The sequence below is a fragment of the Bifidobacterium sp. M0307 genome (assembly GCF_016100445.1).
GTDB classification, from domain to species: Bacteria; Actinomycetota; Actinomycetes; order Actinomycetales; family Bifidobacteriaceae; genus Bombiscardovia; species Bombiscardovia coryneformis.
On record NZ_JACFSL010000001.1, the window covers coordinates 327,814 to 340,903 of the forward strand.

Annotated in this window: 8 protein-coding genes; 5 read left to right on the top strand and 3 right to left on the bottom strand. The window is 60.4% G+C overall.

What is annotated here, in order from left to right; all coding sequences use genetic code 11:
* Window positions 1–24: 24 nt before the first annotated feature.
* Window positions 25–792, top strand: a complete 768-nt coding sequence (locus H3V08_RS01240) for a hypothetical protein (RefSeq protein WP_198181343.1) — start codon at window positions 25–27, stop codon at window positions 790–792.
* Between the two features lie 508 nt (window positions 793–1,300).
* Complete coding sequence (locus H3V08_RS01245) at window positions 1,301–2,326, top strand: endonuclease/exonuclease/phosphatase family protein (protein WP_232340043.1); 1,026 nt, start codon at window positions 1,301–1,303, stop codon at window positions 2,324–2,326.
* Between the two features lie 31 nt (window positions 2,327–2,357).
* Here H3V08_RS01245 and H3V08_RS01250 read toward each other — a convergent pair whose 3' ends face one another.
* Window positions 2,358–2,678, bottom strand: a complete 321-nt coding sequence (locus H3V08_RS01250; protein ID WP_045921120.1) for an exodeoxyribonuclease VII small subunit — start codon at window positions 2,676–2,678, stop codon at window positions 2,358–2,360.
* Between the two features lie 77 nt (window positions 2,679–2,755).
* Complete coding sequence (gene xseA, locus H3V08_RS01255; RefSeq protein ID WP_198182063.1) at window positions 2,756–4,033, bottom strand: exodeoxyribonuclease VII large subunit; 1,278 nt, start codon at window positions 4,031–4,033, stop codon at window positions 2,756–2,758.
* 466 nt (window positions 4,034–4,499) lie between these two features.
* Here xseA and H3V08_RS01260 point away from each other — a divergent pair, with 466 nt between their 5' ends.
* Both H3V08_RS01260 and H3V08_RS01265 read left to right on the top strand, forming a co-directional pair.
* Complete coding sequence (locus H3V08_RS01260) at window positions 4,500–9,944, top strand: acyl-CoA dehydratase activase-related protein (RefSeq protein WP_198181344.1); 5,445 nt, start codon at window positions 4,500–4,502, stop codon at window positions 9,942–9,944.
* 131 nt (window positions 9,945–10,075) lie between these two features.
* A complete protein-coding gene (locus tag H3V08_RS01265; protein ID WP_198182064.1) occupies window positions 10,076–10,729 on the top strand; it encodes a sugar O-acetyltransferase in 654 nt (217 codons plus the stop codon).
* Window positions 10,730–10,820: 91 nt separating this feature from the next.
* Here H3V08_RS01265 and H3V08_RS01270 read toward each other — a convergent pair whose 3' ends face one another.
* Window positions 10,821–11,438, bottom strand: a complete 618-nt coding sequence (locus tag H3V08_RS01270; protein WP_198181345.1) for a TetR/AcrR family transcriptional regulator — start codon at window positions 11,436–11,438, stop codon at window positions 10,821–10,823.
* A gap of 296 nt (window positions 11,439–11,734) precedes the next feature.
* Here H3V08_RS01270 and H3V08_RS01275 point away from each other — a divergent pair, with 296 nt between their 5' ends.
* The gene (locus H3V08_RS01275) at window positions 11,735–13,069 is read left to right on the top strand and encodes an MFS transporter (protein ID WP_033497517.1); all 1,335 of its coding nucleotides are present in this window, start codon (window positions 11,735–11,737) and stop codon (window positions 13,067–13,069) included.
* The last annotated feature ends 21 nt before the right edge of the window (window positions 13,070–13,090 follow it).

Consider the following 13,090-nt stretch of genomic DNA (forward strand, 5'->3'; position numbering starts at 1 on the left):
CACGTTTCAGGAAGAAGGGATGATATGAGTGGGGAAGAGGATGTGCAAGGTTCGAAGATTCTGACCGACGTGAAGGAAGCCGGTTCGAATCAGACGCCGGGCAAGGATGATGCAGACCCTGCCGAGGGGTCGGGTCGCCCTCGGTGGTTGGTTCCGGTTGTTTCGGCCGTTGTTGTGGTTGTGTTTGTTATGGCCGGCGTGGTCTCCTGGATGGTGGTTTCCGGCAGGGACCATGACCATGAGGCGGAGCGGTGCTCCCGGGCTGTGGCCCTTCTGGAGACGCCGGCCGGCGGGCCCGCCGCCAGGGTGGCGCGCTGGCGGGAGGCGGCTGAGGTTAGCTCCGACCAGGTCAGGGACGTGAAGACGGTGATCGCCATGGCCAGAGCCGTGAAGAACGCCGGCGGTACCAGGCCGCAGACCGTCGGCTGCGACGCGTCCATGACGACGCAGGACCTGAAGGCTGTTGCCGACAAGGCCGAGGGTCTAAACGGCCGGTATAGCGAACTGGACCGGGCCGCGAAGGCGGTCCTGGCCTCCCGCGACGCGAAGGACCTGGACGACGCACGCACCGCCCTAGATGCGAAGAAGGAAGAGGCCTCCAGCCTGCTGGGCGACAGCGACGGGAAGGTGGCGGACAACGCCTCCCGCGAGGCTTTGCAACAGGCCATCGGACAGGCCGAGCAGACCAAGGGTGACAAGGCCCAGGCCTGGCGGGAAGCCGTTGGTCCTCTCCAAGCGGCCATCGACCAGGTGAACGCTTCCATGCAGGCCAAGGCCCAGGCGGACCAGTAGGCCGCACAACAGGCGATGCAGCTAGCGGCCCTGCAGCAGGACCAGACCGTCCAACAGGCGGCCCCATCCTACCCGCCCTCCTACGGGCAGGGCGGAGCGAGCGGTTGGACAATTCCCGCACCGGCACAGCAACCCGCACCATCGTTACAGGGAAGTTCGGGTTACGGAAACTGGCGCGACCGGATCAAAGAGAATACCACTGGCGGCAATGGTTGTAATCCAGATGGCTCTTGTGGCATTGGCTGATTAGCAAAGGAGAGAGCTGCTTTGTGAGCCATTGGCAATCATTGCGCGCAGCTGATCAACCCTGTAATCAAGGGTAATCATGGTGACTGCTGTTTTGTGGCGATTTCGACCATATACAGGCAGAGCATGCCCGACGATATGCGTGGGCGAAGGTTGCAGAAGTTTGCCTGCACAAGGGTGTAGGTGCTGTATCTGATGGGGAGTGGCGTAGCGTGATCTGGGTAAAATGTGACCAGTTCTGAATCGTGTTCGAAAGGCGTATATGGCGAAGTTCCGGCAGTCTTTTCTGGTTCGACTGGTGTTCGGCTGGCTGGCGCGGATTCTGGTCATGGTCTCCTTGCTGGTGCTGGGCGCCAGGGCACTGCCTGCCTGGTTTCCTGTCATCCCGTACCTTCCTGACCTTGTGTCGCTTACTCCTTGGCTGATTCTGGTCGATCTCCTTGCGCTGGTTCTTGCGTTGACGGCTTCCAAGTGGATGACCGCCCTGATCCTGGTTGGTGCCTTGGCTCTGAATGTCTCCTGGCAGTACCCCTTTTACAGCGGGGGTCAGGATATCTCGTATGCGTCCATGACGAGGATGGCCTTGGGGCATCCCGATCGGAACGATGGTGTCGCCCGGGTCATGACTGCGAACGTATACAAGGGGCAGGCCGACGAGCATGCGATCGTCAACGCTGTCAAGGAGAACCGGGTGGAGGTTCTGGCGCTCCAGGAGACGACGGATGACTTCGTCCAGCGGCTTCAGGCCGCCGGCATCGATGAATACCTGCCATATAAAAAGGTGTCCTCGGCCGACGGGATGTATGGCAACGGCCTGTGGACAGCGGCTCCGATGGGGTCACCTTCCCGGGATGATGTGGACTCCCGGGCCTCCATGATGCCGGCTGGGAGCATCGATTTCAATCAGGGTTCCACCAGCATTCGTTTTATTTCGGTCCATACGACCTCGCCCACACCCGGGTACTGGTCGGACTGGCGCGACAGCATCGACGACATGAACAGTCTCAAGCAGCACATCCACACCAGGTATGTGCTGATGGGGGATTTCAACTCCACGTACGATCATGCCGTGTTCCGTGATTTCCTGGGAGACAGATTCCAGGATGCCGCCCATATGGCTGGGCATGGGATGACCATGAGCTGGCCCACCGACCGTTCGTGGGTTCCAAGGGCGGTTGCCATCGATCATGTGGTGGTCGACCAGGGCATCAGGGCAAGCCAGCTGCAGACCTTGACCATTCCCGGGTCGGATCACGCGGCCTTGCTTGCGACGCTGGAGGTTGACTGAGCGGGGCCGAAAGGACCGGTCCGAACCGAATTCAGGCGTCCAGGTTGGACTGGGTGCCTGCCTGGGCGCCGGCGCTGGCCTGCTCCTCCTGGGCGGCATCGAGCTTTGCCCGGACCTGACCCAGAAGTTCCTGGGCTCGCTTGGCCAGGGCTTCGCCAATCTCCCACTGTCGCATGGAGGCATCCAGGTCCAGTCCGCCGGCTTCCAGGGCCTGAACCGCCTGGATGAGCTGGTCGCGGGCCTGCTCATAGGGGAGCTTGGCGATGGTTTCGCGTTCCTTGTCGGTCAGGGCCGAAGCCAGCTCGGGTGCTTCCTGCTTGCCCTTCGTCTGCTTGGTGGATGATTCACTCATTGATGCTCCTTGTGGGATTTGTCAGTTGCTTGGTTCGTATGTGGAAGGCATGTGGGCCATGGCGGCATGGGTCGGTATCAACCGGCTGCAACGACCCTGGTTTCAATCTTCCCCTCCTTGACCGTAAGGGTCAGGTCCTGGTCCTCGGACACCTGGTCGGGACTGCTGACCACCTTGCCGCTGGCGGTCTGCACCACCGCGTAGCCCCTGTCCAGAGTGGACTGGGGGGAGAGGGCAGTCAGGGAGGATTGGAGTTTCTCCACCGTAAGGGAGGCATCATCCACAATCCGCCGGAGGGCGATGTCCAGGCGGACCCTGGAATCGTCGACCAGCCGTTGGGGCTTGTCCAGCATGGTCTGCGGCTTGGTGAGGCTGGGGCGATTGGCATACCCCTCAATCAACCGTGTCTCGCCCTCGACCATGTTCTGGATACGGGATTCGATTCGTGTCCGGGCTTCCAGGACGATTGCCTCCTGCTCAACCAGGTCGGGCACCACACGCTTGGCCGCGTCGGTGGGTGTGGAGGCTCGCAGGTCGGCTGCCAGATCGATCAGGGTCCAATCATCTTCGTGCCCGATGGCTGAAACGATGGGTGTCCGGCAGGCTGCGGTCGCCCGAACCACGGTCTCGTCGGAGAACCCGAGCAGGTCCTCGAAGCTGCCGCCGCCCCTGGCCACGATAATGACATCGACATCGGGGTCTTGATCGAGTTTGTTTATGGCCTGAACCACCTCGGGCGGGCACTGCGGTCCCTGCACGTGGGCGTGAACCACTGTGAACTCAATCGTGGGCCAGCGCAGACGGGCATTGGTGATGACATCACCCTCGGCCCTTGCCTTGGGAGCGCAAATCAATCCGATCCTCGCCGGAAACTCGGGTAGGGGGATCTTGTTCTCCGCGTCGAAGAGACCTTCGCCCTTGAGTTTTCGCCTCAGCTCATCGATCTGCTCTTTCAGGTCGCCGGTACCGACGCGCTTGATCCGGTCGGCCATGAAGCTGAGCCTGGTCTGCTTGGTCCAGAGGTCGGGCCGGCCATGCACCACCACGCGGTCCCCCTGGCGGAAGTCCCTGGCCTGGGTGGCGAAGGCCCTGAACCCCATGACGTTGAGGGATATGTCTTCGAAGTTGTCACGGAGGGTCAGATAGGCCGAACCGGTGCGCCGTGTATTGATCTCGACGATCTGCCCTTCAATCCAGGCCCCGGGCCAGCGTGCCACTGCATCGTGGTACTTCTGGCTGAGTACGCTGACCGGCCACGGGTCCTCCTCGGTGGTGTCCCGTGCCAACCGGGGCAACTGGTCCAGAGGTTTGGGGGCCGGGCCGCCCGGCCCGGCTGAAACGGCGGGGGCGCTCATCGTTCCGTCCACATCCGAACCCATGTATGCTCGCACCTATTGCCTCCTGACCGCTGGCTCCGCCGGACAGACCAGCTGACCGGGCTATGCCCCATCCGGCCTGGCCGGTGCCATGAAAAGTCCTTTCAGGGTCTCTCAATACGGGGACAAATACCCCAACGAATATGAGATGGGATGCTGTCCGCCCCCGGTTCGCAAAGAGGTCGGCAACCCAGCTGTTTCACCAAGGGCAAAATACGATAATCCTGAGGAACAGCGGGCGGAGAAATGCGCCTGCCTGGTGCAAAATCCTATTGTTCTGCGGCAGCTGGTGGGGTCCCTAAGGAGTGATTGAAAGCATGTGACGGGGAAACGCCGTCGAGGCCGGGGGGCATTGACTTCTGGCGGTAGCATTGTGAGAGCAAGCCAGGTATTATGAGGGGTTTATTTTCCCCGTCATGGCGGTCTCACGAATTGAGGTTGTTTCATGTCTGAAGGCGTCGACGCCCCAGGTCGGTATAGGCGAACGGGAACAGGGGAACTTCTGCGCGTGGGGCTTGATATCGGCTCCACCACGGTCAAGGCCGTGGTTCTTGGAGTCGAGGACGGGCTGGATCAGGCCCTCTTCAGCGACTATCGCCGACATCACGCCAATGTTCGACAGTGCGTGGCCGAGCTGGTCACCGACATCAGGATCGCCCTCTCCAGGGTCGGGCTGGCGAAGAACCCGATCAGTCTCGTCATCACCGGTTCCGGAGGTCTGGAACTGGCCAGTCAGCTCCAGGCTGAGTTCGCCCAGGAGGTCATCGCCGAAACCGAAGCCATCAACGCCACCTATCCCGAAGGCGATGTAATCATCGAACTTGGCGGCGAGGACGCCAAGATCACCTACCTGAAGCCAACCCCTGAGCAAAGGATGAATGGTTCCTGCGCGGGCGGAACAGGTGCGTTCATAGACCAGATGGCCACCCTTCTCAACACCGATGCTTCCGGCCTGAACGAGATGGCCTCCAGATACAGGACCATCTACCCCATTGCGTCACGTTGCGGGGTTTTCGCCAAATCCGATCTCCAACCCCTGATAAACGACGGGGCGGCCAAGGAGGACCTGGCCGCGTCAATCTTCAATGCTGTAGCCACCCAAACCATATCCGGTTTGGCCTGCGGCCGACCCATCCGGGGCAACGTGATTTTCCTGGGTGGACCCCTGTTCTTCATGAGTGAGCTCAGGGAATCCTTCAAGCGCATTCTCCAGGACCGGGTCAGCCGCTACATCATCCCCGAGAACGCCCACCTTTATGTCGCTTACGGGGCGGCCATCATGGCCGGGCGCGGCGATCAGGATGATTCTGATGGTGCTGCGCAGGTGAAAACAGACTACTCACCTGATACCGACGTGAATGACCCCTTCGGCCCGGCATGGGGACTGGACCAGGAGGAGGTCGACAGGGCCAGATCCGAGAAGGCCACCGACCTGGACAGGCTGGCTCTCAAGGATGCGATGCAGGATGGCCGTACAACCAGTCTGGTCGGCAACGAAGAGGGGAGCGGGGCGGCGGTTCCGGCTGGGCGGTCCCACCCGGAGGAAGTCGCACAGGATGGCTGCCGGAACGGGCATTTCGATCTGTCGTCGCTGGATGGTGTGCTTGCTGCTCTGGCCGGTCTGGAGAACATGCCCTCGACGGCCAGGACCATCCGTCCCCTCTTTCTGAATACGCAAGAGCACGAGGAGTTTGACGACCGGCATGGTGCCCAGGTCATCCCAACCGGGGATCTGACGGGGGCCAAGGGGCCGCACTTCCTGGGGATTGACGCGGGAAGCACCACCATCAAGGCCGTTCTGATCAATGACGACAAGACCATTGTCTGGTCCACCTATGGGGTCCATAAGGACAGTCCTCTGATTGCCGCCGCGGATATTGTCAGGGAGGTTCGGATGTCCCTGCCGGATGGCGCCTATATCGCCCGGGCCTGCGCCACCGGTTACGGCGAAGGCCTGATCACCGCCGGCCTGCACGTGGACGAGGGTGTGGTTGAGACCATGGCGCATTACCGGGCGGCTGAAGAGATAAGCCCGGGGGTCACCTCGGTCATCGACATCGGTGGCCAGGACATGAAGTACATAGCCGTCAACGACGGGGTCATCGATTCAATCTGCGTCAATGAGGCTTGCTCGGCCGGATGCGGGTCCTTCCTGCAGACCTTCGCCCAGTCCATGGGAATCAGCATTCAGGAATTCACCAGGCAGGCCCTGGCCTCCGAGGCTCCGACCGATCTGGGTTCACGTTGCACGGTCTTCATGAACTCCTCGGTAAAGCAGGCCCAAAAGGAGGGCGCCTCCCCGGAGGACATCGCCGCAGGACTCTGCTATTCGGTGGTCAGAAACGCCCTATATAAGGTCATCAAGTTGCGTGATGCCAACGCCCTGGGGCCGGTTGTGGTCGTCCAGGGCGGGACCTTCCTCAACGATGCCGTTCTGCGAGCCTTCGAGCTGCTGACTGGTCGCAAGGTCACCAGACCCAATATCGCCGGGCTCATGGGGGCCTACGGAGCAGCACTGACGGCACGCATGCACTGCCCCCAGAATGAGGAGATCGAAGATATCGTCGCGGCGGGTCCCCGCATGGCCCACCCCTCCATAGGGGTGGCTGACGGGGATGGGGCCAAGGGGGTCACGCCCACCACCGTCAACAAGGTCCCGGTTCCTGTCCGGGCGCAGCTGTCGCAGGCTTCGGTCAACAGGATCGAATCCCGGGGTTCCGATAGCGGGCGCTCCCAGATACCGCCGAGCGTCGGGTCCAAGAACGAGCAAGGGTTCAAATCGACTTTGCCCGGCATCCAGGTCGATGAGGGCCATGTTGTCAGTTCCATCCTGGCCGGGGATCAGCTGGACAACCTCTCCATGACCACCACCCATGATGTCTGCAAGCTCTGCCAGAACCACTGCAAGCTGACTATCACCGAGTTTGAGGACGGTGGCCGCTACGTAACGGGAAACCGTTGCGAACGGGGCGGTGACAAGAACCGTAAACGTTCCGACCGTCCCAATCTCTATGACTTCAAGTACAAGCGGGCCTTCGCTTACCGCCGTCTGACCCCAGACAAGGCCACCAGGGGCGATATCGGCATACCCCGGGTATTGAACATGTATGAGGACTACCCCTTCTGGTTCACCCTCCTGACCTCCCTGGGTTTCCGTGTCATGATTTCGGGGCGGTCCAACCATGAACTCTTCGAGAGCGGCATGGAGTCAATCGCCTCGGAGAACATCTGCTATCCGGCGAAGCTGGTGCACGGGCATATCCGCTCCCTCCTCGACAAGGGGGTCGATACCATCTTCTACCCCTGCGTCACCTATGAACAGGAGCTGGTGCCTGAAACGGACAACCACTACAACTGCCCCATCGTGGCCAACTACCCGGTGGTGATCGAGGCCAGTATGACCGAGCTCAAGGAGGATGGCGTTCGGTTCATGCGGCCCTACTTCAACCTGTCCAACAAGGAGAAGATGGTCGAGCGAATCGTCAAGGTCTTCGATTGGGCCGGGGTCGGCGAAGAGGAGGCCCGAATCGCCGTCCAGGAGGCCTATAGGGAGGATGCTCGATTCAAGGAGGATGTCCGCCAGGAGGGTCTGCGGGCCCTGGCCTACATGCAGGAGTACGGGGTCAAGGGTGTGGTCCTGTCCGGGCGGCCCTACCATGTGGATCCTGAGGTCAACCATGGCATTCCTGAGACCATCTGCTCTCTGGGCATGGCTGTGCTTTCCGAGGATTCGATCTGTGAGTTGGATATCCATGACCTGCCCAAGCTGAGCGACTACATCATTCCCGAGGCGGGGGAGCGGGCCCTTGCCTCGAACAACCCCACGGCCGCCAAGTTCCGCAAGACCGTCCCGGGCTTCGGCGACGACCATCAGAAGATGCCCTTGAGGGTGACCGACCAATGGGCCTACCATTCCAGGCTGTACTCCGCTGCCAGGTTCGTCTCCGAATATCCCGACCTGGAGCTGGTCCAGCTGGTCAGTTTCGGGTGCGGCGTGGATGCCATCACCACGGACCAGGTCCAGGAGATTCTGGCCGACAAGGGCGATGTCTACACACAGCTGAAGATTGACGAGGTCTCCAATCTGGGTGCGGCCAAGATTCGTCTGCGCTCGCTGAAGGCCGCCATGGATGAACGTCATCAACGTGATCTGGATGAGGAGGGGGAGACTCTCCCTGCTCGGGAAGTGCCTGCGAATACGGCAGACCGGGATTCCGGCCTTTTGCCTGATTCGTTCCATGTGGGAAATTCAGCTGATTCGCCAAATCCCCAGGCCATTGACGGCCGTACTGAAACAGGTGGGGCGGGTACAGGCGAGCGGTCGAAATCCGACAGGTTCAGATCGACCAACGCCCGGAAAATCAGTCTGTCAGAGCAGAAGGCCGATATCGTGGCCCTGGCCCGGTTCGTTGCCCTGCACGACAAGAGCGATCAGGGTCTGGTAGGTCTTCATCCCATGGGTATCCGGCCCATCCGAGAGACCGCGGCCCCGCAGCACAAGGAGGCTGAGAGGAAACAGGCTGAGGGTGATGGCGAACAGGGCCCAGGCGTTCAGAATGGCGGAGCCGCAGCAAAACCGACCCTGTCCAAGTATGCCACCGAGCATCGCTTCACCAAGGCGATGGGGCATAAATACACGGTGGTGGCACCGCAGATGTCACCTGTGCACTTCTCCCTCCTGGAATCGGTCTTCTCCAGTGCGGACTATCATTTCGAGCTTCTGAAGCACGCCTCGGCCGAGGACATCAACACCGGGGTCAAGTACGTCAACAACGATGCCTGCTTCCCTGCGATCATCGTGGTGGGTCAGCTGGTCAACGCCTTCCTCTCCGGTAAGTTCGACCCCCATACGTGTGCGGTCATCGTTACCCAGACCGGCGGCATGTGCAGGGCCACCAACTATTACGGTCTGCTCCGCAAGGCCCTGGCTGATGCCGGATACGGCTATGTGCCGATCATCACGCTGAGCGTTCAGGGGTTCCGGGCCAATCCCGGTCTTCAAGTGACCCCGGCCCTGCTGCACCGTGCCGTCAAGGCCTTCTACCTGGGCGACGCCATGATAGAGTGCCTCCTCAGGGTCCGTCCTTATGAGCAGGAGCCCGGCTCGGCCAACAGGCTGTACAAGCTCTGGGACACGATCTGCAGGGAGACCATCGAGCATCATGGTTACTCCAGGACCGCCAAGAAGGTCTACGGCCGTGGTTATCTGCCCTATGGCACGCTGATGAAGCGGATGATTCAGGCCTTCGACCAGCTGCCCCTTCGCAGGATTCCCCGCAAGCCCCGGGTGGGCGTGGTCGGTGAAATCCTGGTCAAGTACCATCCGGACGCCAACAACCACGTGGTCGACCTGATTGAGAGTCAGGGGTGCGAGGCCGTGTTGCCCGGAGTCTGCGACTTCATGGTCAACGGCATCTCCAATGCCGAATGGAACGAGGAGATGCTGGGAACCGGCGGCCAGGTAGGCATCAAGAAGGTCGTGCTCAAGGCTGCGGACGCCTACCGGGCCCCCATGATTGCCGGATTCCGGGCCTCCAGGGGGAAGTTCGATATTCCGGCTCACATCAGCGAGTTGCGGGAGAAGGCGGCCTCGGTCACTTCGCTGGGGGTCCAGGCCGGTGAAGGGTGGCTCCTGACCGGTGAGATCATCGAGCTGATTCAGTCCGGTGCCCCCAACATCGTCTGTGCCCAGCCCTTCGCCTGCCTGCCTAATCATGTGACCGGGCGTGGTATGTTCGGCAAGATCCGCAGGTCCTATCCAGAGGCCAACATCGTCTCTATCGACTATGACCCGGGGGCATCGGAGGCCAACCAGCTCAACCGGATCAAGCTGATGATCGCCGCAGCCAAGAAGCAGGGCGACCAGGAGAAGGTTCCGGATAGGCCGTAGCCGGAGCGGGGCTGGTGGCCGCCGTTCGGGCTGCGGGCTCCTGGGATGTATTGCCCCACCCATCCGGGTGGGGAGAAAAGGACGGATCCGCCACAGGGTGGGTCTGCCCCAGTCAAGGAGAGGGGATGCCCATGACCAGCCGCGAGGAGATCATGGCAGCACTGGATACCGATCGGATGTATATCGCCGATACGCCTGAGATGAAGGAGGTCCAGGACGCCCAACAGGATATGGTCTTTGCCTTCAACTCCTGCCGTCCCTCCCAGGTGGAGGAGAAGCAGGCCCTGTGCAGGAAAATGTTCGGCTCCTTCGGCGAGGGGAGCTGGATCGAAGGGCCCGTTCGGGCCAACTGGGCCTGTAATACCCATTGGGGGAGCAGGTGTTATGCCAATTTCAACCTGGTCCTAGTCGATGATGGCCGCATCGATATCGGCGACCATACCATGTTCGGTCCCAACGTCACCATCGTCACCACCGGTCATGCCATCCGGCCCGATGTGAGGGAGTGCGGAACGCCCCAGTTCACTGTCCCGGTCAGCATCGGCATGAATGTGTGGATTGGCGCTGGTGCCATTATCATGCCGGGGGTCACCATCGGCGACAACACGGTCATCGGGGCGGGGTCCCTGGTTACCAAAGACATCCCGTCCGACGTGGTCGCCTACGGCCATCCCTGCAAGGTCGTCCGTCCAATCAATGACCACGATTACGAGTACTTCTGGCGAGACCGTCGATATCAGGCACCCTTTGACGCCCGGCCGTTCAAGATGGATCCGGAGAGCTGACCTCTCATGTGCCGGCCGCTTGATATTCGGTCTCTGGCGGCCGGCTCGGCCACGGTAGGTGTGGGTCTCAGGCCCTATCTGTATATTCTGATCAGCAGCACCCATCCCAGAGCGGGGAGGGGAAGATCAGGTCCTTGAATCTACCCCATTCCTGGACGTAGTCGATTTTCGGCTCGCGCAGCAGCCGTATCTGTATACCATCCATCACCTCCAGGCTCATCCTTACCTTGCTCTGCATGTCTCTCTCCCACTCCATGCCATCGGGCAACAGCCAGGGGAATTTGGAGTAGTGCTCCCATACGCCAGATGGCCTGCGGATGAAGTAGTCGTGCAGCGGATGGCTGACTGCAATCGCTTCCGTTTCCAGGACCGTATATAGCTGGGTGAGCTCGGGCCGGCCGGCGTTGTGGGCGACCAGATAGTTGAAATAGGCCGGCAGGTGCGGATGATCGGGGTCTGAGCCCGGCAGGCCCGTTTGCATGAATTCCTCGGGGGTGCCATTGGCGTCGTAGATGTCCGTGACCAGGAGGGAGAGCAGGCCTTCTTTGCTGCCAACGTAATGGAGAATGCCCGGCTGTGACATTCCTACCTTGTCGGCAACGTCTTTGAGAGATATGCCGTTGTATCCATGCCGACTGATGAGGTATGCGGCGGCTTGTGTGATTTCCGCCCGTCTTGTCTCCGGTGATTTTCTGGTTCGGCTCGCCATTGCTGGTTCCACTGCCTCTTTCCGAGCTCGTTGGCACCGGTGTGGTGCTGGTTGCCTGTTATCCATCGTACATTGAGGCCGTATACGGGAGTATATGCAGACAAGGCTCGGCCGGAGTCTCGCTGTGGGCGGGCGATTGCGCTGTGATGGTAAGAGTCTGTGAATCCGTATTGAGTCAACGACTTGACAAAGTTGTCGAATGGTTGTTAGATATACACTTATCTAATGACTGGTAGATATTGTTGTCTGCCTGCATTGGATTTGTCAGAGAAGACTAATTGAAAGAGGTCGACGCAATGAGCGACTCAACAACCCCGATATTGAACAATTCGGAACTTCTGCAGGCGCATAAGGCGGCCCTCGTTGCTGCCCAGAAGGATCCGCTCTTGTCTCCCGAGACGGGCAAGCCGGTTCCCAGGAAGACCCTGTTCCGGTTTGGCGCCAGTTTCCTGGCCTTCGGTATCCTGTGGATGTCAGGCCTGGGAATCGTCAGCATCGTGCTTCTTCCCGAACATCTCAAGCAGGTTCCCGGCATCGCACCCGAGGCGCTGATGGGTATAGTCAACGCTTGCACGGCGGTTGCTTCGCTGGTCTCCAACCTGCTCTTCGGCAATTTCTCCGATCGAAGCCGCTCGCGGTACGGGCGTCGAACCCCTTGGGTCATCGGTGGTGCCGTCCTGGGTGGTGTAAGCCTGTTCCTGACGGGCATGACCACGAACCCTGTCCTATTGACCATCGTGTACTGCCTCTGCATGTTCGGCTTGAACTGCATGATCGCCCCAATGGTGGCCATCCTCTCCGACCGCGTGCCATCAGGTGTGCGCGGAACCCTGTCCGCCTTTTATGGAGCCGGGGCCACGATCGGGTCGCCTATTGGTTCCCTGATAGGTGCCGCCTTGGTGACCCACATGTTCACCGGATTCGTCCTGGCCGGTGTGCTCATGTTCCTGGGTGGCATTGTGGCCATTCTGATCATGCCCAAGGAGGGTTCGGCTGCTTATCTGCCGAAGGATGAGGGCACCATGATGGATGTACTCAGGTCCTTCCGGCCCCCGCGTTTCCGTGGAGCCCATGACTTCTACAAGGCTTTCGCCGGTAGGCTCTGCATGCTGCTGAGCTATCAGATGATATCCGCCTATCAGCTCTATATCATCGAAAAATACGTGGGGCAAACCGTCACCCAAGCCGCCGCCACCATTTCGGTCATGTCCGTAATCACCATGGTTGTGTCTCTGTTGGGCTCCCTGGTCTCCGGCCCGGTTTCGGACATGATCGGGCGACGCAAGGTCCCGGTGGTTATCGCTTCCGTTCTCTTCGCCATCGGCATCGCCATGCCGTGGATCAGCCCCACCGTCATGGGCATGTATCTGTATGCCGGTATCGCCGGATTCGGCTATGGAGTCTATTCGTCTGTCGACCAGGCACTCAATGTTGATGTGCTTCCCAGTAAGGAAGAGGCCGGCAAGGATTTGGGCATCCTCAATCTGGCTACCACACTGGGGCAGATGGCCGGTCCTCTGGTCATGTCCTTCATCACGCTGAACTGGGGTTATGCGGCGGCCTTCCCCACGGCCATCGTCTTCGCCCTGCTGGGATGCGTCTTTATTCTGATGATCAAGAGCGTCAAGTGATTCTGGCCTCTACGGATATCC

Coding starts and splice junctions, on each gene's coding strand:
- H3V08_RS01240 (WP_198181343.1), top strand. CDS start 25: ATGAGTGGGGAAGAGGATGTGCAAGGTTCGAAGATTCTGACCGACGTG.
- H3V08_RS01245 (WP_232340043.1), top strand. CDS start 1,301: ATGGCGAAGTTCCGGCAGTCTTTTCTGGTTCGACTGGTGTTCGGCTGG.
- H3V08_RS01250 (WP_045921120.1), bottom strand. CDS start 2,678: ATGAGTGAATCATCCACCAAGCAGACGAAGGGCAAGCAGGAAGCACCC.
- xseA (WP_198182063.1), bottom strand. CDS start 4,033: ATGAGCGCCCCCGCCGTTTCAGCCGGGCCGGGCGGCCCGGCCCCCAAA.
- H3V08_RS01260 (WP_198181344.1), top strand. CDS start 4,500: ATGTCTGAAGGCGTCGACGCCCCAGGTCGGTATAGGCGAACGGGAACA.
- H3V08_RS01265 (WP_198182064.1), top strand. CDS start 10,076: ATGACCAGCCGCGAGGAGATCATGGCAGCACTGGATACCGATCGGATG.
- H3V08_RS01270 (WP_198181345.1), bottom strand. CDS start 11,438: ATGGCGAGCCGAACCAGAAAATCACCGGAGACAAGACGGGCGGAAATC.
- H3V08_RS01275 (WP_033497517.1), top strand. CDS start 11,735: ATGAGCGACTCAACAACCCCGATATTGAACAATTCGGAACTTCTGCAG.